At 66.8% G+C, this 19,772-nt stretch carries 16 protein-coding genes, 3 tRNA genes and 1 pseudogene; 17 read left to right on the top strand and 3 right to left on the bottom strand.

What is annotated here, in order from left to right:
* Window positions 1-18: 18 nt before the first annotated feature.
* From aroA to ACYDAT_RS01740, 13 genes and pseudogenes are all read left to right on the top strand, one after another.
* Entirely contained in the window at window positions 19-1,344 is a 1,326-nt protein-coding gene (gene aroA / locus ACYDAT_RS01800; RefSeq protein ID WP_461448302.1) for a 3-phosphoshikimate 1-carboxyvinyltransferase, read from the top strand.
* Complete coding sequence (gene kdsB, locus ACYDAT_RS01795; protein ID WP_461439906.1) at window positions 1,341-2,129, top strand: 3-deoxy-manno-octulosonate cytidylyltransferase; 789 nt, start codon at window positions 1,341-1,343, stop codon at window positions 2,127-2,129. The genes aroA and kdsB overlap by 4 nt, the downstream gene beginning before the upstream one ends.
* A 99-nt stretch (window positions 2,130-2,228) precedes the next feature.
* Window positions 2,229-3,665: a redoxin domain-containing protein gene (locus ACYDAT_RS01790; RefSeq protein WP_461448301.1), complete on the top strand. Its 1,437-nt coding sequence runs from the start codon at window positions 2,229-2,231 to the stop codon at window positions 3,663-3,665.
* 9 nt (window positions 3,666-3,674) lie between these two features.
* Window positions 3,675-5,507: an excinuclease ABC subunit UvrC gene (gene uvrC, locus ACYDAT_RS01785; RefSeq protein WP_461448300.1), complete on the top strand. Its 1,833-nt coding sequence runs from the start codon at window positions 3,675-3,677 to the stop codon at window positions 5,505-5,507.
* 50 nt (window positions 5,508-5,557) lie between these two features.
* On the top strand, window positions 5,558-6,133 hold the full coding sequence (pgsA, locus tag ACYDAT_RS01780; RefSeq protein WP_461439909.1) for a CDP-diacylglycerol--glycerol-3-phosphate 3-phosphatidyltransferase: 576 nt from the start codon (window positions 5,558-5,560) through the stop codon (window positions 6,131-6,133).
* Between the two features lie 36 nt (window positions 6,134-6,169).
* Window positions 6,170-6,245: transfer RNA gene (locus ACYDAT_RS01775), tRNA-Gly, on the top strand.
* 92 nt (window positions 6,246-6,337) lie between these two features.
* Window positions 6,338-6,411, top strand: a tRNA-Cys gene (locus ACYDAT_RS01770).
* A gap of 31 nt (window positions 6,412-6,442) precedes the next feature.
* A tRNA-Leu gene (locus ACYDAT_RS01765) sits at window positions 6,443-6,531 on the top strand.
* 308 nt (window positions 6,532-6,839) lie between these two features.
* Window positions 6,840-7,199: pseudogene (locus tag ACYDAT_RS01760) on the top strand (tyrosine-type recombinase/integrase); the annotation flags it as partial.
* A gap of 97 nt (window positions 7,200-7,296) precedes the next feature.
* Window positions 7,297-7,890: a tyrosine-type recombinase/integrase gene (locus ACYDAT_RS01755; protein WP_461448343.1), complete on the top strand. Its 594-nt coding sequence runs from the start codon at window positions 7,297-7,299 to the stop codon at window positions 7,888-7,890.
* Between the two features lie 44 nt (window positions 7,891-7,934).
* On the top strand, window positions 7,935-8,213 hold the full coding sequence (locus tag ACYDAT_RS01750) for a type II toxin-antitoxin system RelE/ParE family toxin (RefSeq protein ID WP_461448299.1): 279 nt from the start codon (window positions 7,935-7,937) through the stop codon (window positions 8,211-8,213).
* On the top strand, window positions 8,165-8,530 hold the full coding sequence (locus ACYDAT_RS01745; RefSeq protein ID WP_461448298.1) for a HigA family addiction module antitoxin: 366 nt from the start codon (window positions 8,165-8,167) through the stop codon (window positions 8,528-8,530). Before ACYDAT_RS01750 ends, ACYDAT_RS01745 begins: the two co-directional genes overlap by 49 nt.
* A complete protein-coding gene (locus ACYDAT_RS01740) occupies window positions 8,527-8,751 on the top strand; it encodes a DUF3800 domain-containing protein (RefSeq protein ID WP_461448342.1) in 225 nt (74 codons plus the stop codon). Before ACYDAT_RS01745 ends, ACYDAT_RS01740 begins: the two co-directional genes overlap by 4 nt.
* A 96-nt stretch (window positions 8,752-8,847) precedes the next feature.
* On the opposite strand, the gene purL is transcribed toward ACYDAT_RS01740, so the two are convergent.
* Window positions 8,848-12,714, bottom strand: a complete 3,867-nt coding sequence (purL, locus tag ACYDAT_RS01735) for a phosphoribosylformylglycinamidine synthase (protein WP_461448297.1) — start codon at window positions 12,712-12,714, stop codon at window positions 8,848-8,850.
* 274 nt (window positions 12,715-12,988) lie between these two features.
* Window positions 12,989-14,110: a PilT/PilU family type 4a pilus ATPase gene (locus ACYDAT_RS01730; RefSeq protein ID WP_461440057.1), complete on the bottom strand. Its 1,122-nt coding sequence runs from the start codon at window positions 14,108-14,110 to the stop codon at window positions 12,989-12,991.
* Window positions 14,111-14,207: 97 nt separating this feature from the next.
* Here ACYDAT_RS01730 and ACYDAT_RS01725 point away from each other — a divergent pair, with 97 nt between their 5' ends.
* On the top strand, window positions 14,208-14,681 hold the full coding sequence (locus tag ACYDAT_RS01725; RefSeq protein ID WP_461440058.1) for a DUF4398 domain-containing protein: 474 nt from the start codon (window positions 14,208-14,210) through the stop codon (window positions 14,679-14,681).
* Window positions 14,678-15,643: an OmpA family protein gene (locus tag ACYDAT_RS01720; RefSeq protein WP_461440059.1), complete on the top strand. Its 966-nt coding sequence runs from the start codon at window positions 14,678-14,680 to the stop codon at window positions 15,641-15,643. The genes ACYDAT_RS01725 and ACYDAT_RS01720 overlap by 4 nt, the downstream gene beginning before the upstream one ends.
* Window positions 15,644-15,752: 109 nt before the next feature.
* Here ACYDAT_RS01720 and fusA read toward each other — a convergent pair whose 3' ends face one another.
* Entirely contained in the window at window positions 15,753-17,795 is a 2,043-nt protein-coding gene (gene fusA / locus ACYDAT_RS01715) for an elongation factor G (RefSeq protein WP_461448296.1), read from the bottom strand.
* Between the two features lie 462 nt (window positions 17,796-18,257).
* Between fusA and ACYDAT_RS01710 the strand changes: the two genes are divergently transcribed.
* Together ACYDAT_RS01710 and ACYDAT_RS01705 are read left to right on the top strand one after the other, a co-directional pair.
* Window positions 18,258-19,091, top strand: coding sequence for a class I SAM-dependent methyltransferase (locus ACYDAT_RS01710; protein ID WP_461448295.1), 834 nt, complete (start codon window positions 18,258-18,260; stop codon window positions 19,089-19,091).
* A gap of 377 nt (window positions 19,092-19,468) precedes the next feature.
* Complete coding sequence (locus ACYDAT_RS01705; protein WP_461440761.1) at window positions 19,469-19,729, top strand: hypothetical protein; 261 nt, start codon at window positions 19,469-19,471, stop codon at window positions 19,727-19,729.
* Window positions 19,730-19,772 lie beyond the last annotated feature (43 nt).

Genomic DNA, 19,772 nt, shown 5'->3' with positions numbered 1-19,772 from the left:
GCCGCACTGGCGGCGCGCATGAGCGCGCGGCTGGACTGGATCAGCCAGATGGGCGGCCCGCTGCGCGGCGCGCTGCGCGTGCCGGGCGACAAGTCGATTTCGCACCGCGCGCTCATGCTCGCTGCGCTGGCGCAGGGACAATCGCGCGTCAGCGGCTTTCTGGAAGGCGAGGACACCCGCGCCACCGCGCGTATCCTGCAGCAGCTCGGCGTGCGTATCGCCGCGCCCAGCGCCGGCGAGCGCGTGATCGAGGGCGTTGGCCTGCATGGTTTGCGCCCCAGCGCGCAGCCGCTGGATTGCGGCAACGCCGGCACCGGCATGCGTCTGCTGGCCGGACTGCTGGCCGGGCAGGGTTTCGACAGCACGCTGATCGGCGATGCCTCGCTCTCGCAGCGGCCGATGCGGCGCGTGATCGAACCGTTGGCCACGCTGGGCGCACGCATCGACAGCAGTGATGGGCGGCCGCCGCTGCGCATCCACGGCAACACGGGCTTGCATGGGCATGCGATCACCACGGCCATCGCCAGCGCGCAGGTCAAATCGGCCATCCTGCTGGCGGGCTTGTACGCCGGGGGCGTGACGCGCGTGGACGAACCACGGCCCACGCGCGATTACACCGAACGCATGCTGCAGGCCTTCGGCTGGCCGATCGAATTCGGTCCCGGCTGGGCGTCCCTGCCGGGCCGACAAAGTCTGCGCGCCTGCGCTGTGCAGGTGCCCGGCGATTTTTCCTCGGCGGCGTTTTTCATCGTCGCCGCCACGCTGGTGCCCGACAGCGAACTGCTGCTGCGGGAGGTCGGCCTCAACCCCCGCCGCATCGGGCTGATCGAGGTGCTGCGCGCCATGGGCGCCGACATACGCATCGAGGCGCCGCGCCAGCACGGCGGTGAGCCGATCGCCGACCTGCGCGTGCGCCACGCGGACTTGCGCGGCACCGAGGTGCCGCTTGCGCACGTGGCGGACATGATCGACGAGTTCCCGATTCTGTTCGTTGCCGCGGCCTGTGCCGCGGGCGTGACGCGCGTGCATGGCGCCACCGAGCTGCGGGTGAAGGAATCCGACCGTATCGCGGTGATGGCAAGCGGTCTGTGCGCGCTCGGCATCGATGTGCAGGAGACCCCCGACGGCGCGCTGATCCGCGGTGGCGATCTGCGTGGCGGCGTGGTGGACAGCCGCGGCGATCATCGCTGCGCGATGAGTTTCGCCGTGGCCGGTTTGCGTGCCGAAGGGGTGGTGCGCATCAGTGACTGCGCCAATGTCGCCACCTCGTTTCCCGGCTTTGAGGCGTTGGCGCGCAGCGTCGGGTTTGATCTCGGGCAGGCATCACCGGCGCAGCCGGCATGAGCGGCGAACAGTTACCCAGGTTCAGCGTGGTCATTCCGGCGCGTTTCACCTCCACGCGTCTGCCGGGCAAGCCGCTGCGTCTGCTGGCCGGCACGCCCTTGATCGAGCACGTGGCGCGGCGCGCGCTGACCATGGGCGCGACGCAGGTGGTGCTGGCCACCGACGACACACGCATCGCCGCGGCAGTAGCTGGCCTCGACGTGCGGGTGGTGATGACGCGCGCCGATCACGCCTCGGGTAGCGACCGACTGGCCGAATGCGCGGCGGCATGCGCCTGGCCCGAGGATCACATCGTCGTCAACTTGCAGGGCGACGAGCCCTTCGTGCCCGCCGCCGGAGTACACGCCGTGGTTGCAGCGCTGGCCGCAGGCGATGCGGCGATGGCGACCCTGGCGACGCCCATCAACGAGATCGCCGCACTGCTCGATCCCAACGTGGTCAAGCTGGTGTGTGATCGCAGCGGGCATGCGTTGTATTTCAGCCGCGCGCCGGTGCCGTGGGTGCGCGATGCGCTGGCGCATGATCGCAGCAGCCTGCCGCAAGACGCGCCGTTGCTGCGCCATATCGGCCTGTATGCTTATCGCGCCGGTTTCCTGCGCCGTTTCGCGCAGCTTGAGTCCACCCCGCTGGAACGCGCCGAGGCGTTGGAGCAACTGCGCGCGCTGGAGCACGGCTATCGCATCCGCGTGGCGCTGAGCGCGGATGAATTTCCACCCGGCGTCGACACCGAGCAGGATCTCGTGCGCGCCGAGGCATACCTGCGCGCGCTCGCAAGCGGCGCTTGAGCTCGGCGCGCGCCGCGTGCGCCAGCTAACATCAGTCAATCGCACATCCTGAAGCCGCGCGTTGTGGCATCAAGCTCGATGACATCAAGGGAGTCCGCCATGTCCGCCATGCCAGAACTGTCGTCGCTTGCCGATGCGCTGGATTGGGTCAATGCGCGCGGGCGCCTCACCCTGGAAAGCCTGCGTGGTCGCGTGGTGATCCTGCTGTTCTGGAGTTACGACAACATTCACTGCATCAACCTGCTGCCGCGTCTGCAGAAAATGGCCGGACGACTGCACGACGGCGTCGTATTGCTGGGCGTGCATACGCCGAAATACGCGGCGCAGCGGCAGGCGCTGACGGTTTCCAAGGCGGCGCATCGGCTGCACCTGCGCATGCCGGTCGCCAACGATGCCGACTGGCGCGCGTGGCGCGTGTTCGGCATCGAATCATGGCCCAGCGCGGTGGTGATCGACTGCGAGGGTGGCGTGGTGCGCGTGCTGCAGGGCGAGTCGATGAGCGACGAACTGGAGACGCTGGCCGCCAACCTGCTGGAAGACGCCGCCGCGCGCGATTTGCGCCGCTTCGACGCGGCGCCAGGCGTCGATGGCGGCGAGCCGCAAATGAGCCTGCGCTTTCCGGCGGCAGTGGCGGTGAGCGAGCAGCGCCTGTACGTGAGCGACAGCAGCCGCAATCGCGTGTTGGAATGTACGCACGATGGCCGCGTGCTGCGCCAGTTCGGTTCGGGCACGCCGGGCTATTGGGATGGCCACTTGAACGATGCCGGGTTCTGCGATCCGCAAGGGCTGGCGCTAAGTGGCGAATCGCTGTACGTCGCCGACACCGGCAACCACGCCGTGCGCCGCGTGCGCCTCGCCTCGGGACAGATCGAAACCGTGCTCGGAAGCGGCCGCGAAGGCTTCGACTCGCCGCGCGCGGCGATACTGCCCACGGCGCTCACGGTCAGCGCGCCGGTGGCGTTGCTGGTGCGTGACAACCTGCTGTACGTGAGCATGGCCGGGCAGCATCAAATCTGGCGCATGGACCTGGCCGCAACCCGTGTCGAGGTGCTGGCCGGCAACGGTCACAACAGCCTGCACGATGGTCCCGCGCTGGAGGCAGGCCTAGTGCAGCCGGCGGCGCTGGCCTATCACGCCGGACAGTTGCTGATCGCCGATGCCGGCGCCAACGCCGTGCGCGCGCTGCGCATCGCCGATGGCCACGTGTCCACGCTGGCCGGACTCGGACCGTGGCAAGCGGGACTGGCCGATGGCACGGCCAGTGCGGCGCGCTTCGCGCATCCGCTGGGTCTGGCGGTGGATGGCACCGGCACGGTGTATGTCGCCGACACGCTCAATGGGCGCCTGTGCCGCATGAACTCGGCCGGACGCGCCGGCTGGACGGTGCAAAGCGTGGTGCTGCCGCAGACGCTGCAGGAGCCGGCCGGTCTCGCCATCGTCGGGCGCAGCCTGTGGCTGGCCGAGCGCAACGCGCATCTGCTGCGACGCCTCGACCTGGACAGTGGTGCCCTGGGGAAGCTGTCGCTCGGCGCGTAAAATGCCGCCATGCATGCATCGGCGCCGGCCACGTTCGACGGCAAACTCTTCGTCAGCCACCTGACCCCCGCACCGGGTGTCTATCGCATGTACGCGGGCGATGGCGTGCTGCTGTATGTCGGCAAAGCCGGCAACCTGAAAAAGCGCGTCAGCAGTTATTTCATGCGCCCGCTGCTGGAGCCGCGCATCGCCGCGATGGTGGCGCAGATCGCGCGCATGGAAACCACCATCACGCGCACCGAAAGCGAAGCGCTGATGCTGGAAGCGCAGTTGATCAAGCAATTGCAGCCGCGCTACAACATTCTGTTGCGCGATGGCAAAAGCTACCCCTATGTGCTGATCACGGCGCACGCGGAATATCCACGTTTGGCCTGGCACCGCGGTGCGCGCAGCGCGCCGGGCAGTTATTTCGGGCCGTTTCCCAGCAGCGGCGCAGTGCGCGAAAGCCTGAACCTGCTGCACAAGCTGTTTCATTTGCGCGGTTGCGAGGAAAGCTATTTCCACAACCGCACGCGGCCGTGTTTGCAGCACCAGATCGGGCGCTGCAGCGCGCCTTGCGTCGGTTTGATCTCACCCGCGGATTACGCCGCTGACGTGCGCCACGTGCAGATGTTCCTGCAGGGCCGCAGCAGCGCGGTCATCGACGAGATTGTCGCGCTCATGCAACGCGCCAGCACCGCGCAGGAATTCGAGCGCGCGGCGCGTTTGCGCGATCAGATCCAGGCCTTGCGCACGGTGCAGAGCGAGCACTACGTGCAGGGCGCCAGCGCTGACATGGACGTGCTGGCCTGCCGCATCAGCGGCGAAAGCGCCTGCGTCAGCGTGCTGTTTTTCCGCAACGGACTGGCCTTGGGATCGCGCGATTTTTTCCCACGCATGGGCGTGGATACACCCACGCCGGGTGCGCTGCTGGCGCAGTTCATCACCCAGTACTACGTCGAACGCGCGGCACCCACCGAGCTCATCCTCGAGCATGCGCCCGAGCAACCCGATCTGCTGGGTCAGGCGCTGGGCGAGCACGCCGGCCACGAGGTGCGCATCAAGACCCAGGTGCGCGGCGACCGCGCGCGCTTCATCGAGCTGGCCGGACGCAATGCCGAGGCCGCACTGGCCACGCGCCTGGCCAGTCGGCAGACGCTGGAAACGCGCTTCGCCGATCTCGCGCGCCTGCTCGCGCTGCCCAAGCCGCCAGCGCGCATCGAGTGTTTCGATATCAGCCATACCCAGGGCGAGGCCACCGTGGCCTCGTGCGTGGCCTATGGCCCCGAGGGGCCGATGAAGGGCCATTACCGCAAGTTCAACATCGCCGGCATCATCGCGGGCGACGACTACGCGGCGATGGAGCAAGCCCTCACGCGCCGCTTCCGTCGCGTCGCGGAGGGCGGCGACTGGGCCAGCCCGGATCTGTTGCTGATCGATGGCGGGACAGGGCAGATCGCGCGCGCCGAGCAAGTGCTGGATGCGCTGTGCGTGCGCGGTGTGCCGATCATCGGCGTGGCCAAGGGTCCGGCACGACGCAGCGGCGAGGAAACCCTGGTGCTGGCGCATGGCGGCGGGCAATTGCATCCGGGCAGCGCCTCGCCGGCGCTGCAATTGATCAACGCGGTGCGCGACGAAGCGCATCGTTTCGCCATCGGTGCGCACCGCCGTCGCCGCGAGGCGACGCGCGAGCGCAGCGTGCTGCAGGACATCCCCGGCATCGGCCCACGTCGCCGCCGCATGCTGCTGAATGCCTTCGGCGGCATGGCCGGTCTGCAAGATGCGGGCGTGGAGGAAATCGCGCGTGTCAGTGGCATCGATCGCAGCCTCGCGGCGCGCATTTATGCTGCCCTGCATGGCTGACGCATCCGCACCGCGCATGCCACACTTGCACATTGCCTGAATCCCCGACCATGCGCATCAACATTCCGACCTGGCTCACCCTGTTCCGCATCCTGTTGCTGCCCGTGGTCGTGGTGGTGTTCTACCTGCCGTGGCATTGGTCGAGTCTGGCGGCGGCGGGCGTGTTCGTGGCCGCGGCCTTGACCGACTGGCTGGATGGCTGGCTGGCGCGCCGGCTGGGGCAGACCTCGTCGTTTGGCGCATTTCTCGATCCGGTGGCCGACAAGTTGATGGTCACGGTAACCCTGTTTCTGCTGGTGTCCGATCACCCGTCGGCGCTGCTGGCGCTGACCAGCGCGGTCATCGTCGGACGCGAGATCGGCGTTTCTGCGCTGCGCGAGTGGATGGCTGAATTGGGGCAGCGCGCGCGCGTGCGCGTGCAACTGCTGGGCAAGTTGAAAACCGTCATGCAATTCGTTGCCATCGTCGTACTGCTGGTCGAGCATGATGCCGGTACGCTGCGTTTCTACAAGGTCGGCGAGGCATTGCTGCTGCTGGCCGCGGCGCTGACACTGGTTTCCGGTTTCGGTTATTTGCGCGCGGCCTGGCCGAGCCTGAGCGAGTCCAATTCCCGCGACGGGGGTTGACAGTCACAGCCCCGCATCTACAATTCGCGTTCCGTTGCGGGAATAGCTCAGTTGGTAGAGCACGACCTTGCCAAGGTCGGGGTCGCGAGTTCGAGTCTCGTTTCCCGCTCCAATTTTCCAAAACCTCGGCAACCCGGGGTTTTGTTGTTTCAGGGGTTCTGCCCACGCCCCGATCATGCACACTGCGGTATCGTGTTGCAGCAAGGCCAGGTGGCAGAGTGGTTATGCAGCGGCCTGCAAAGCCGTGTACGCCGGTTCAATTCCGACCCTGGCCTCCACAACCCCAAGGCGCGCCGCGCGCGCCACCATGCCCGGGTGGCGAAATTGGTAGACGCAGCGGACTTAAAATCCGCAGACTGGCAACAGTCGTGCCGGTTCAAATCCGGCCCCGGGCACCACAAGCACTTCCGGACACGTCCGCAGACGTCCAGAAAACCGGCAGAAACCCAGGAAAATGCTAGCTTTCCCGTCCGGGAACGTCCGGTGCTGTCCGCTTGCAGCCAGTCGCTATAGCGAGTGACTTTCCGAGTAACCCGCAAAAAGCGGTTTTCGAGTTACTCGCCCATGCTGACTGATACCAAGCTCAAGGCCCCGCGCCCGCGCGTGAAGCTCTACCGCGTTGCCGACGAAAAGGGGCTGTGCATCGAAGTTCACCCCAGCGGCGCGCCACTGGCGCCAGCGCTACAGCTTCGGCGGCAAGGACAAGATGCTGAGCCTTGGCGTCTATCCCGCCGTACCGCTGCTGCTGGCCCGCGAGCGCCGCGACCAAGCCCGTGCACTGGTGGCGCAAGGCATAGACCCGAGCGCCGAGCGCAAGGCGGCCAAGGATGCGGATGCACTGACCTTTGAAGCCGTCGCGCGTGAGTGGCTGGCCCGTCGAGACTTGGCCCCGGCGACTGCCAACAAACACCGCTGGCTGCTTGAGCGCCACGTCCTGCCAGTGCTGGGCGCCAAGCCGATCAGCTCGATTACCGCCGCCGACGTTCTGGCGATGCTGCAAGCGCTTGAGGGGCGCGGATTGCTGGAAACTGCCGGACGCGCACGCTCGCAAGTGTCCGGGGTGTTCCGCCACGCGGTAGCAACCCTGCGCGCATCGGGCGATCCGACCATAGCCCTGCGCGGTGCGATCAAGTCGCCCAAGGTGCGGCACTTCGCAGCGGTGACTGATCCGCGCAAGCTGGGCGATTTGCTGCGCGCACTGTGGGGGTACCAAGGCGGGTTCGTGGTGGCGTCCGCGCTCAAGCTCGCGCCGCTGGTGTTCACCCGGCCCTGGCGAGCTGCGGCATGCGGAATGGGCCGAGATCGACCTGGATGCGGCGACGTGGTGCATTCCCGCCCACAAGATGGAAATGCGCGCGGCGCATATCGTGCCGCTGAGTACGCAAGCCGTCGCCATCCTGCGCGAGCTGTACGCGCTGACTGGGTGCGGCCGGTACGTGTTCCCATCGCCGCGTCCAAAGCGGCCCATGTCTGAGAATGCCGTTACCGTGGCCCTGCGCGCGCTGGGCTATGACGGCGACACCATGACCGGCCACGGCTTCCGCAGCACAGCCAGCACGCTGCTGCATGAACAGGGCTACCCGTCCGACGTGATCGAACGCCAGCTAGCCCACAAGGAATCCAACGCAGTGAAGGAAGCCTATAACCGCGCGCAGCACCTGCCCGAGCGCGTCAAGATGATGCAGGCATGGAGTGACTATCTGGACGGCTTGCGCATTGGTGCCGATGTGGTGCCGATCCAGCGCAAGGCGGACTAGTCAAGTGTTGCTTGACGATAGCCCGGCAGCGCCGGACATGCCCCATGATCCGCAGCTTCCGGCACAAGGGACTGGCCGATCTGTTTCGCAGCGGCAACGCTGCGAAGGTGAAGCCAGACTTGCGAAACCGCATCCTGCGGAGATTGGGCGCGCTGCACGTCGCGGGCGAACTGGCAGACCTGAACGTGCCGGGCTTCGACTTCCACCCGCTCAAAGGACGCAAGCCGACACGCCACAGCCCGCACGTCAATGGGCCATGGTGTATCACCTTTGAATGGGCCAGGGGCGATGCGTTGCGCGTGGACTTGGAGCAATACCACTAGGGCCGACCATGACCGAACACACCGCCAAGCGGAACCGTCCGCCGATACATCCGGGCGCGATCCTGCGCGATGACGTATTGCCTGCCCTTGGATTGAGCGTGACCGAGAGCGCACGCCGTCTGCGCATATCGCGGCAAACCCTGCATGACCTGCTGGCCGAGCGCAAGGGCTTCACGCCGGAAATGGCGCTGCGCGTAGGCGCGTTCGCGGGCAATGGCGCAACGCTCTGGCTGCGCATGCAACAGGAATACGACTTGTGGCACGCCGAACGCAAACTGGCCGATGAGCTGCGCGCGATCCAGAAGGCTGCCGCATAATCGACTCACCACGGCTAGGGCGACGGCCCGAACGCCGGCCTCTTTATAGCCCCTCGCATCAGAGCATAGGCATCCAGTTCGCCGATATGGTGGCAGGCGCCGTGTACCGCAAATACGCAAAAGGCGATGATCGGTTCTTCGACCAGATCGTCGCCTCTTTTCGCGCGTCACCCAGAGGTGAAATCAATGGCTTCGGGATCGTGCATTTTCCCAAACCCTAGTGTTTGGCGCTGTGTCGAGGTTGCCCTCAAACCTGCAAATTGACGCAGTCACGGTGTGCCGAGATAGTAGAGGCCAGGGCCGATGCGCAACTTTGCTCAGCCCACCCACGCGCGCGCGTTGCGGAACAGGCGCAGCCAAGGGGAGTCCTCGGTCCAGCGCTCGGGGCGCCAGCTCATTTGCACGCTGCGGAACACGCGCTCGGGGTGCGGCATCAGCGCCAGCACGCGGCCGTCGGCGGCGTGGAAGCCGGTATGGCCGCCGGGCGAACCATTGGGGTTGAGCGGGTAGGCCTCGGTGGTTTTGCCGCGGTTGTCCACATAGCGCAAGCAGGCGTTGCGGCCGGATTTTTCGTCGCCGCGCCATTCCGCGCGGCCTTCGCCATGCGCGACCACGACGGGAATGCGTGAGCCGGCCATGCCGCGCAGGAAGATCGAGGGCGAATCCATGACTTCGACCGTGACCACGCGCGCCTCGTACTGCTCGGAAGCGTTGCGGCGGAAGTGCGGCCAGCCCTCGGCGCCGGGGATCAGGGTTTTCAGTTCGGACAGCATCTGGCAGCCGTTGCACACGCCCAGCACGAAGTGGTGGGGGTCGGCGATGAACTCCATGAACTGCTGGCGCAACGCCTCGTTGTAGCGGATCGACGCGGCCCAGCCGCGACCGGCGCCAAGCACGTCGCCATACGAGAACCCGCCGCCGGCGGCGAAACCCTTGAAGCCGGCGAGGTCATGACGACCGCTGTGCAGATCGCTCATGTGCACGTCGACGGCCTCAAAACCGGCACGAGTGAAGGCGGCGGCCATCTCGACCTCGCCATTGACGCCTTGCTCGCGCAGGATCGCCACGCGCGGCCGCGCGCCCGTGGCGATGAACGGCGCGGCGATATCCGCGCCCGGCTCGAAGCCGAGCTTCGGACTCAGGCCCGGATCGGCGTCGTCGATGCGCCAGACGCGCTCGGCGTCGGCGCTGACCGGGTTGTCGCGCAGGCGCTGCATGGCGTGGCTGGTTTCCTGCCACGCGCTGAGCCATTGCGTCCAGTTGCCGCGCATCACGGTTTCGCTGCCGAGGAACAGCTTGATGCCCAGCTTCTCGCGCGGCTCGCCGATGGGGTGCAGGATCTTGTCGAGGCCGTGGCTGACGGCCAGCGCCTGCAGGCGCGCACGGTCGGCGCGGCGCACTTGCAGCACCGCGCCAAGTTCCTCGTTGAACAGCACGCGCAGCGTGGCCTCGCCCCAGCCATCGAGCTGCAGGGTGAGGCCGCAGTGGCCGGCGAAAGCCATTTCCAGCAGGGTGACGATCAGTCCGCCATCGCTGCGATCGTGATAAGCCAGCAGCAGTCCCTGCGCGTTGGCCTGCTGCACGAAAGCGAACAGCGCGCGCAGCGATGCCGGATCATCCACATCCGGGGCTAGGCCGCCGCCGCGGTTGAACACCTGCACCAGGATCGATTCGCCGAGGCGATCGCGACCGGCGCCGAGATCCAGCAGCCACAGGTCGCTGATGCCCTGATCGAGGCGCAACTGCGGGGTCAGCGCGCGGCGCACGTCGGTGACGCGCGCGAATGCGCTGACCACCAGCGATACCGGCGCCACGGTGCGCTGCGCGCCAGACTCCGCGTCGTCCCAACTGGTTTGCATGGACAGCGAGTCCTTGCCCACCGGAATGGAAATGTCCAGCGCCCGCGCCAGCGCGCTGGCGGCGGCGACGGCATCGAACAGGCGCGCGTCCTCGCCGGGATGATCGACCGCCGCCATCCAGTTGGCCGACAGGCGCACCTCGCCGATCTCGCTGATGGGCGCGGCGGCGAGATTGGTCAATGCCTCGCCCAGTGCCATGCGCGCGGACTCGGCGCCGCCGAGCAGGGCCAGCGGCGTACGTTCGCCCACGGCCATGGCTTCGCCGGCGTAGCCCTCGAAATCGATCAGGCTCAGCGCGCAGTCGGCCACCGGCACCTGCCACGGGCCGACCATCGGATCGCGCGCGCACAGCCCGCCGACGCTGCGATCGCCGATGGTGATCAGGAACGACTTGCTGCCCACGCTGGGGTGGCGCAGCACGCGCGCGATGGCTTCCTCGAGTCCGATGCCGGACAAATCCGGCACCACGTCCACGCGCGACTTGACGCGGTGCGCGTCGCGCTGCATGCGTGGCGCCTTGCCCAGCAGCATCGGCAGCGGCATGTCCACCACGTCCAGCGTCGGCTCGCCGCGGCTGTCGCGCACGCGCAATTGCCGCGCGGCGGTGGCCGTGCCGACCTGCGCCACCGGGCAGCGCTCGCGCGCACAGATCGCCAGCAGATCATCGAGCCGATCCGGGCGCACCCCCAGCACGTAGCGCTCCTGCGCCTCGTTGCACCACAGTTGCATCGGGCTCAGCGCGGGATCGGCCGAGGGCACGCGCGCCAGTTCGATCTCGCCGCCGACACCGGAATCGTGCAGCAGTTCCGGCAGCGCATTGGACAGGCCGCCGGCGCCGACATCGTGGATGGCGACGATGGGATTGGCCTCGCCCTGCGCGCAGCAGGCGTCGATCACTTCCTGACAGCGACGCTGCATCTCGGCGTTGTCGCGTTGCACCGAGGCGTAGTCGAGCGCGGCGCTGGCCGCGCCGCCGCGCATGGATGATGCCGCGCCGCCGCCGAGGCCGATCAGCAGCGCCGGCCCACCCAGCACCAGCACCGCATCGCCATGCAGCAGCTTGAGTTTTTGCACGTGCCCCACGGACATATTGGCGATACCGCCGGTCAGCATGATCGGTTTGTCATAGCCGCGGCGCAGGCCGAATTCGCCGCTTTCCTGCTCGAAGCTGCGGAAGTAGCCGGCCAGGCACGGGCGTCCGAATTCGTTGTTGAACGCGGCCGCGCCCAGCGGCCCGTCGCGCATGATCTCGAAGGCGCTGGCGTAGCGCGGTGACAGCGGACGCGCGCTTTCCCACGGACGCGGCAGACCCGGGATGCGCAGATGCGACACGCTGAAGCCGGTCAGCCCGACCTTGGGTTTGCCGCCGCGACCGACCGCGCCCTCGTCGCGGATTTCGCCGCCGGCACCGGTAGCGGCGCCCGGCCACGGCGCGATCGCGGTGGGATGGTTGTGGGTTTCCACCTTGATCGCGTAGGGCACCTCGCAGGTCTCGGCGCGCCATACGCCCGACTGCGCATCCACGCCGAAGCGGCGCCCGCGGCTGCCGGCGATCACCGCGGCGTTGTCGCTGTACGCCGAGAGCGTATGCGCCGGATGCGCGGCGTGGGTGGCGCGGATCATGCCGAACAGGGTTTCCGCGCGCGGTTCGCCGTCCAGCGTCCAGCGCGCGTTGAACACCTTGTGGCGGCAGTGCTCGGAGTTGGCCTGCGCGAACATCATCAGCTCGGCGTCGGTGGGGTCGCGGCCCAGCGCGCGGTAGTTCTCCAGCAGATACGCGATTTCATCCGCCGCCAGCGCCAGTCCGAGGTGCGCGTTGGCGGCCTCCAGCGCGGCCTGTGCATCGCCGGCCAGCGCGATGTGCTCGAGCGCGCCCGGCTGGCCGTGCAAAAACAGGCCGGTGGCGTCCTCGATGCGCGTCAGCACGGATTCGGTCATGCGGTCGTGCAACACCTCCAGTGCCGCGGCGTGCGCGGGTTGCCCGAACGCGGGCAGGGCGTCGACCGCGTAAGCCACGCCGCGTTCGACGCGCGCCACCGCAAAACCGCAGCCGCGCAGGATGTCGCTGGCCTTGGACGACCACGGCGACACCGTGCCCAGACGCGGCGTCACCCACAGGCTGGCGACCGCGGGCGTGGTGTCGCGTGCTTCCAGCACTTCGCGCAGGCGCGCCAGCGTCGCGGCATCGGGTTCGCCGTCGACATCCAGTACGAACACATACCAAGCCTGGCGCACGCGCGTGCCCGCACTGACTGTCTGCAGGCGGGCGTTGAGGCGTTCCAGGCGAAAGGGCGAGAGTGCGCTGGGACCATCAAGAACAAGCATGCGCGGGCGCCGTAAATCAGGAAAACGCGATTTTAACCCTAGCGGGGACACGGGACACGGGACACAGCGTTGCGCGGAGTCGCGCAGTCCTCGTCATCCTCGGGCGCACGCAGCGCGAACCGGGGATCCAGTGCTCTACCCAGCGCTGCGACTGGATGCCCGCTTGCGCGGGTATGACGATGCAAAGGGACTCGGCACTCGGCACTCGGGAAAAGCTTGCGCGGTGGTCGAAGCGTTTTAGTCCTTTTCAGTTGCCGGCTACCAGCTCTCCAGCTCAATACCCCGTCCCGAAGCCATCGTCGGTTTCGGCCGGCAAATCGGTTTCTCGCGAGGTGCCGCCTTCGGCGAGGCGGATGCGCAGCGCCAGACCATCGCGCGAGTCGGCCTTGTTCAGCGCCTCCTCCAGCTCGATGCGGCCGTCGCGGTAGAGCTTGAACAGCGACTGGTCGAAGGTTTGCATGCCTTCGTGCAGGCTGCGTTCCATGGCCGGCTTGATCTCGTGCACCTGGCCGCGGCGCAGCATGTCGCGGATGTGCGGGGTGTTGATCAACACCTCGGCCGCGGGCAGACGGCGGTTGTCCTTGCCGATCACCAGGCGCTGGCTGATCACCGCCTTGAGATTGAGCGACAGGTTCATCAGCACGTTCTTGTGCGCGGCCTCGGGGAAGAAATTGAGGATGCGCTCGATGGTCTGATCGGCGTTGTTGGAGTGCAGTGTGGCTAGACACAGATGTCCGGTTTCGGAAAAGGCGATGGCCGCGTCCATGGTCTCGGAGTCGCGGATCTCGCCGATCATGATCACGTCCGGTGCCTCGCGCATCGCGTTTTTCAAAGCCTCGTGGTAGCTGTGCGTGTCCAATCCCACCTCGCGCTGATTGACGATCGAGCGCTTGTGCCGGTGCAGGTATTCGATCGGATCCTCGATGGTGAGGATGTGCCCCTGGGTGCCCTGGTTGCGGTGATCGATCATCGAGGCCAGCGTGGTCGACTTGCCTGAACCGGTGGCGCCGACCACCAGCACCAGACCGCGCGGCTCCATGATGATCTCCTTGAAAATCGGCGGCAGGCGCAGTTGCTCGATGCTGGGGATGTCGCTCTTGATGGCGCGGATCACCATGCCGATCTCGCCGCGCTGCTTGAACACGTTGATGCGGAAGCGCCCGGCGTCCTTCACTGCCACCGCCATGTTCAGTTCAAGGTCGCGCTCGAACTGCGGCACCTGGCCTTCGTCCATCAGCGAGTAGGCGATCTTCTTCACCATGCCGGCTGGCAGCCCGGTGTTGCCGAGTGGGTAAAGCTTGCCCTCGACCTTGATGTTCACCGGCGCGCCGGTGGTCAGGAACATGTCCGACGCGCCCTTGTCCACCATCAATTTCAGGAAATAACCGATGTCCATTGTGTACGTCCGATGCACGAATGCGTTGCCAAGCTCGGGCTGGCGTGCCAAAAATGGCCTTACCCCCCGCTGCGATTTGCAGGTTATGGCACGGCCCATGAGAATTTTCCACCGCGCGGCACTCATTTCCGCTGTTTCATCCCTGTTGCTGCTGCTTGGCGGTTGCGCCAGCACGCCGCCACCCACCGACGCCATGACCCAGGCGCGCGACATGCTCGACGCCGCGCGCAGCGCCCAGGCGCCGATCTTCGCGCCGCTGGATCTGGGCACGGCGCAGGCGCGCTATGCCCTGGCGCAGCAGGCGCTGGCCGGCAAGCACTACGACAGCGCGCGGCGCTACGCCAACGAGGCCGAGGCCGCCGCCGAACTGGCGCGCGCCAAGGCCGAGCTGGGCCAGTTGCGCGAGCAAATTCGCCAGCGCACGCGGCAGAACGCCGAGCTGTCCAGTCGCCTGCTTGGCACCGCGCCCGCGGACGCCGCGCCACCGTCGCCGGCTTTGGCGCCGGCACCAGCGAGCAGCGCCACGCAAACCTATCCCGCCAGTACAAGCAGCAGCGGGGGTGCGCCATGAAGCGCGTGCTGTTGATCCTGGTGCTGTGCGCGGCAAGCAGTCTCGCGTTGGCTGCGTCGCCGCCCCCCGATCCCGCCTACCAGCACCTGTCCGCCGAGCTCGCGCAGCTCAGCCAGGATCCGGTGCTGGGCCACTACGCGCAGGGTGAGCAGGCGCGCGCGCGCGACGCGCTGGCGCGATTGCTCGCGGCCGCGGGCGACCAGACCGAACACGCCTATTGGGCGTACATCGCCGCGCGTCGCGTCGCGCTGGCCGCCACCACCGCACAGATCGACGACGCGCGCGCCAAGCTGGCGCAGTTGCAGCAGGAGCGCGATCGCATCCAATACCAGGCCAAGGAGCAGGAAGTCGCGCGCGTGCGTCAGCAACTGGCGCAGGCGCGATTGCAAAACGCCGCCGCCGCCGAGGAAACCCAGCGCCTGCAAGCGCAGGGCCAGAGTTACGCCGTGCAGGCGCAGCAGGCGCAGCAGCAGGCCACGCAGGCCAGGCAAATGGCGGCGATGCAGACCAGGGCGGCGAGCTTGGCCAAGCGCGAAGCGGCGCTGGCCGAGCAGGCCATCCAGGCGATGCAGGGCCGGCTCGATCACCTGACCCCGCGGCAAGGCCCGCAAGGCTTGCAAATGACACTTGAAGGCGACGCCTTCGCGCCTGGGCAGTCCGTCCTCAAGCCGCAGGCCGCCAGCCATCTCGGCACCCTGGTGCAGTTCGCGCAAGCGCATGCGCTTGCGCCGCTGCTGGTGATCGGCTACACCGACGACACCGGCAGTGCCGCCGCCAATCTGGTGCTGTCGCGCCAGCGCGCGCAGGCCGTGGCGCAGACGCTGGTCGCGCACGGCGTGCGCGCCTCGCGCATCCACGTCGAAGGCAGGGGCGAGGCCGATCCGATCGCCTCCAACGCCACGCCCGAGGGCCGCGCGCGCAACCGCCGCGTGGTGGTGATCCTGCGCGGGGTCAACGGCTGAGAGACTCGGGACTCGGGACAAAGCGTTGCGACTTGTGCCGTCATCCCGGGGCGCGCGCAGCGCGAGCCCGGGATCCAGAGCGCCACGCGTCGATGCACCCGCGTCGCGCTCAATCCTCCTCGGCGTGCGGCTTCCACGCCGCGGCCAGTTTTTTCTGCACCGCTGGCGGCGTGGCCTCGTAGTGCGCCAGCTCCATGCTGTAGCGGCCCTGACCGGCGGTGGCGGCTTTCAGTTCGGTGGCGAAGCCGTCGAGTTCGGCCAGTGGTGCCTGCGCGCTGATCGCGCCCTCGCCGCGGCGCGGCGAGCCGGTGCCGAGGATGCGCGCGCGCCGCGCCGCCAGTGCGCCGGTCAGATCGCCGACGTGCGCCTCCGGCACGCTCACTTCCAGATTGACGATCGGCTCCAGCAGCAGCGGTTCGGCCTTGAGCACCGCATCCAGGAACGCCTTGCGCCCGGCGCTGATGAAGGCGACTTCCTTGGAGTCCACCGGATGGCTCTTGCCGTCGTGCACGGTCACGCGCAAATCCTCCAGCGGATAGCCCGCGATCGCGCCCAGCACCAGGCCCTGGCGCACGCCTTTTTCCACCGCCGGAATGAACTGGCCGGGGATGGTGCCGCCCTTCACCGCATCGACGAACTCGAAACCGGCGCCGCGCGGCAGCGGTTCGACGCGCAGAAACACCTCGCCGAACTGGCCGGCGCCGCCGGTTTGCTTCTTGTGGCGGAAGTGGCCTTCGGCGAGACGACTGACGGTTTCGCGGTAGGCGATGCGCGGTGCGCGCTGGATCACTTCCACGCCGAAGCGCGCGCGCATGCGCTCCAGCGTCACGCGCAGGTGCAGCTCGCCGAGGCCGCGGATCACGGTCTCGTTGAGTTCCTTGTGGTGCTCGACGCGGAAACACGGGTCTTCCTCGGCCAGCCGCGCCAGCGCCAGCGCCAGCTTCTGTTCCTGGCCCTTGCTGGCGGCCTCGATGGCCAGCGCGAACATCGGCTGCGGCAGCGCGATCGGCGCCAGCGCGATGCCATCCTCGTCGTGCGAATCGTGCAGCACAGCCGCGGGGTGGATGTCATCGATCTTGGCCACCGCGGCGATATCACCGGGGATGGCCTCGCTGATCTCCACCGTGTCCTTGCCGCGCAGGCGGAACAAGTGCCCGACCTTGAACGGCTTGCGCGCATCGTCGACAAGCAACTGCGCGTCGCGGCGCAGCGTGCCCTGGTGCACGCGAAACACGGCGATCTTGCCGAGGAACGCGTCGTGCTGAATCTTGAACACGTCGGCCAGCACATGCCGCGCGGGATCGGGCAACACCTCGATACGCGCGTCGTCGCTGTTGCGCCGGTACGGCGGCGGATTGGCCTCGGCCGGGTTGGGCAGCAGGCGCTGCGCCAGCTCGATGAACTCGGCCACGCCGGCGCCGCTGCGCGCGCTGGTGAAGCAGATCGGCACCAGATGTCCTTCGCGCAGGCACTGCTCGAAAGCGTCGTGCAGATCCTGCGCGCTCAACGCGTCCTCGCCGGCATCGAGGTAGCGACCCATCATGCGTTCGTTGATTTCGACGACTTGATCGAGGATGCGCGCGTGCGCGCCGGCGAGGCTGTCGAAGTCGGTGTCGCCGCTGGCGTGGAAAAACGCATCCAGCACCGTGGCGCGACCGCGCGCGGGCAGGTTCACCGGCAGGCATTCTGGGCCGAATTCGGCGCGCAGTGCATCCACCAGCGCGGCGAGATCGGCGTCCTCGGTGTCGATGCGGTTGATCACCAGCACGCGCGCCAGGCCGCGCGAGCGCGCGTAATGCATCAGCCGGCGCGTGCCGTATTCGATGCCGGCCGCGGCGTTGACCACGATGGCCACGGTTTCCACCGCGGTCAGCGCCGCCAGCGTGGGGCCGCGAAAATCCGGATAGCCGGGCGTGTCGATCAGGTTCACGCGCAGGCCGGGGCGCTCGATCGTGGCCAGCGCGCTCTGGATGGAATGGCCGCGCGCGATTTCCTCGGCGTCGAAATCGCCGAGCGTGCTGCCGCGCTCGATCGTGCCTGCCGTCTGGATCACGCCGCCGGCCAGCAGCAGGGCTTCAAACAAGGTGGTTTTGCCGGCGCCAGGGTGTCCTGCCAGGGCGATGTTGCGGATGTCGCGGGGGGTGATGGGCATGACGGGCAACCTCCGTTGCGACGCACGTCGCCGACGCGCGCGGGGTCAGCGTCAGGCCCGTCCACGGGGACAATGCCGCCACCGGCGCAGCCGGCGCGGACGGGTCATGGCGGGGCCGCGGGGTGCGGCCACGCGTATAGACTTGTCCGCGTGGCCGGCGCGGTCAAGCTGCGCCGCGCTGTGGCGGGGGATATGGTGCGCGGGTGCAATGCTGGCGCGTGTACGATGGTGTGGGAGGGCGAGAAAAGAGCCGGTGCGTGCATTATGCTTGCGCGTAAAGGGCGGATTGGCTGCGCGCGCCGGACATTGCCTACAGAGTGCCGCATGTCCAGCCGCCGTCATGCCTGATCCTTTGGATCGCAAGTGAAAGAAGCTAGCATATTCACAAAAAGCGAGTACCCAGTGCATACCAACATGAAAGAAGACGCGCTAAGCACTCCGAGTTCCAGCTACGCGACAAACATGGCTGACACCGAAATCGCCAAGGCTGTTAATGAAATCGGATTTTGGTGGCACAGCATAGATCTGAATGGATTCGTAACTCCGGGCGGCAAGAGTCAACAAGTCCTCCATAATGAGTGGCGTGCGATGGAGGTGCCCGACCTGAGAGGTAAGAGTGTTCTCGATATCGGGGCTTGGGATGGCTTCTTCAGCTTCGAGGCGGAGCGTCATGGAGCCGAATTTGTTGTTGCCCTGGATCATTACGTATGGGCAACAGACAGGCCCGGATTGGCAAAGTATCGGCAAGAGTGCATGCGAGTCGCGAGAGAGCCTGATCCAGTCGAGACGACCGAGTTTTGGAATCCCGTAGATCTTCCAGGGAAAAGGGGCTTTGATCTGGCTCACCGAATCCTTGACAGCAAGGTGACGACGCGCAACCAAGACTTTTTGCTGGCAAGCAGTGCCGAGATCGGTATGTTCGACATGGTTTTTTTCCTCGGCGTCCTTTACCATATGCAAAATCCCCTTGAGTCTCTCAAAAAGGTTGCAGAGCTGACGCGGACGCTTGCGATTATTGAGACTCACGCAGTGGAAATTTTTGGGCAATCGCAACCGCTCGCCGAGTTCTATTCAGCGTCAGAATTAAATGGCGATCCATCAAATTGGTGGGGGCCAAATCTTGCGGCGTTAGTAGGGCTGTGCAAGGCGGCTGGTTTTAGTCGAGTCGTTGTGAAAAAAGGACCTCCGAGATTAGGGCTAATAATGTCAATAGCGAGGCATATCGCGGCGACTTTCAGAATGCCATGGGGAACACGCGCGCGGCACTATCGCGCGATCGTTCATGCATGGAAGTAAGCGGCAAGCAGCGAGCAGTCGAGGGCAAGGCGCGCATGTTCGCGCCCAGGGATGGGCGAGTTCGCGCATGGCGAGCAGCGCGCAGTCAAGGCGCGATCCTGTGCTTGATCAAAGAAAAGCAACCTCGACAGCAGTGCCTGCTGCGCAGGTGACCCCTCGCATCGTCGCATCCCGTCATCCCCGTGTAGGCGGGGATCCAGAAACCTTGTCTGTGCATCGGAAACCTTGGATTACCAGCTTCGCTGTTGTGAAGCGATTCACGCCCGCGCGGGGAATGACGATATGGGTGATGAAACCAGGAGCGCTGGAGATGCTGCCTGGGTCGAGGATCACGTAAGGAGCATGGTCGCGATCGCCTTTCCGCCATGAGTCCGCCTGTGACCTCGAAGCAAGAAGTCGCGCAGTTGCTGGCGCAGTTGCCGGACGACGCCACGCTGGAAGACATCCAGTACCACGTGTACGTGCTGGAAAAAATCCAGCGCGGGCGAGCGGACATCGCCGCGGGGCGCGGCCATACCCACGAGCAGGCGCGCGAGCGATTGGCGCGATGGTTGTCGCGCGGCCGCTGGCTGACCCGTGGCGTTCCCGAGTTGGCGACGCCCGGGTACGCGAGCGCTTCCTCTACAGCTATCGCCTGATTTACGAAGCTCGTCCCGAGCACATCGCGGCGTTGGCGGTGCC

Source organism: Metallibacterium sp. (genome assembly GCF_054637675.1).
This window is presented reverse-complemented; position numbering and strand designations above follow the sequence as displayed.

Excerpts from the sequence above, each read along its gene's own strand:
- ACYDAT_RS01720 (WP_461440059.1), top strand. The coding sequence starts at position 14,678 with ATGAAGCGCGTGCTGTTGATCCTGGTGCTGTGCGCGGCAAGCAGTCTC.
- pgsA (WP_461439909.1), top strand. The coding sequence starts at position 5,558 with ATGCGCATCAACATTCCGACCTGGCTCACCCTGTTCCGCATCCTGTTG.
- kdsB (WP_461439906.1), top strand. The coding sequence starts at position 1,341 with ATGAGCGGCGAACAGTTACCCAGGTTCAGCGTGGTCATTCCGGCGCGT.
- ACYDAT_RS01730 (WP_461440057.1), bottom strand. The coding sequence starts at position 14,110 with ATGGACATCGGTTATTTCCTGAAATTGATGGTGGACAAGGGCGCGTCG.
- uvrC (WP_461448300.1), top strand. The coding sequence starts at position 3,675 with ATGCATGCATCGGCGCCGGCCACGTTCGACGGCAAACTCTTCGTCAGC.
- ACYDAT_RS01725 (WP_461440058.1), top strand. The coding sequence starts at position 14,208 with ATGAGAATTTTCCACCGCGCGGCACTCATTTCCGCTGTTTCATCCCTG.
- ACYDAT_RS01750 (WP_461448299.1), top strand. The coding sequence starts at position 7,935 with ATGATCCGCAGCTTCCGGCACAAGGGACTGGCCGATCTGTTTCGCAGC.
- purL (WP_461448297.1), bottom strand. The coding sequence starts at position 12,714 with ATGCTTGTTCTTGATGGTCCCAGCGCACTCTCGCCCTTTCGCCTGGAA.
- ACYDAT_RS01710 (WP_461448295.1), top strand. The coding sequence starts at position 18,258 with ATGGCTGACACCGAAATCGCCAAGGCTGTTAATGAAATCGGATTTTGG.
- ACYDAT_RS01790 (WP_461448301.1), top strand. The coding sequence starts at position 2,229 with ATGTCCGCCATGCCAGAACTGTCGTCGCTTGCCGATGCGCTGGATTGG.
- ACYDAT_RS01745 (WP_461448298.1), top strand. The coding sequence starts at position 8,165 with ATGGGCCAGGGGCGATGCGTTGCGCGTGGACTTGGAGCAATACCACTA.
- fusA (WP_461448296.1), bottom strand. The coding sequence starts at position 17,795 with ATGCCCATCACCCCCCGCGACATCCGCAACATCGCCCTGGCAGGACAC.
- aroA (WP_461448302.1), top strand. The coding sequence starts at position 19 with ATGAGCGCGCGGCTGGACTGGATCAGCCAGATGGGCGGCCCGCTGCGC.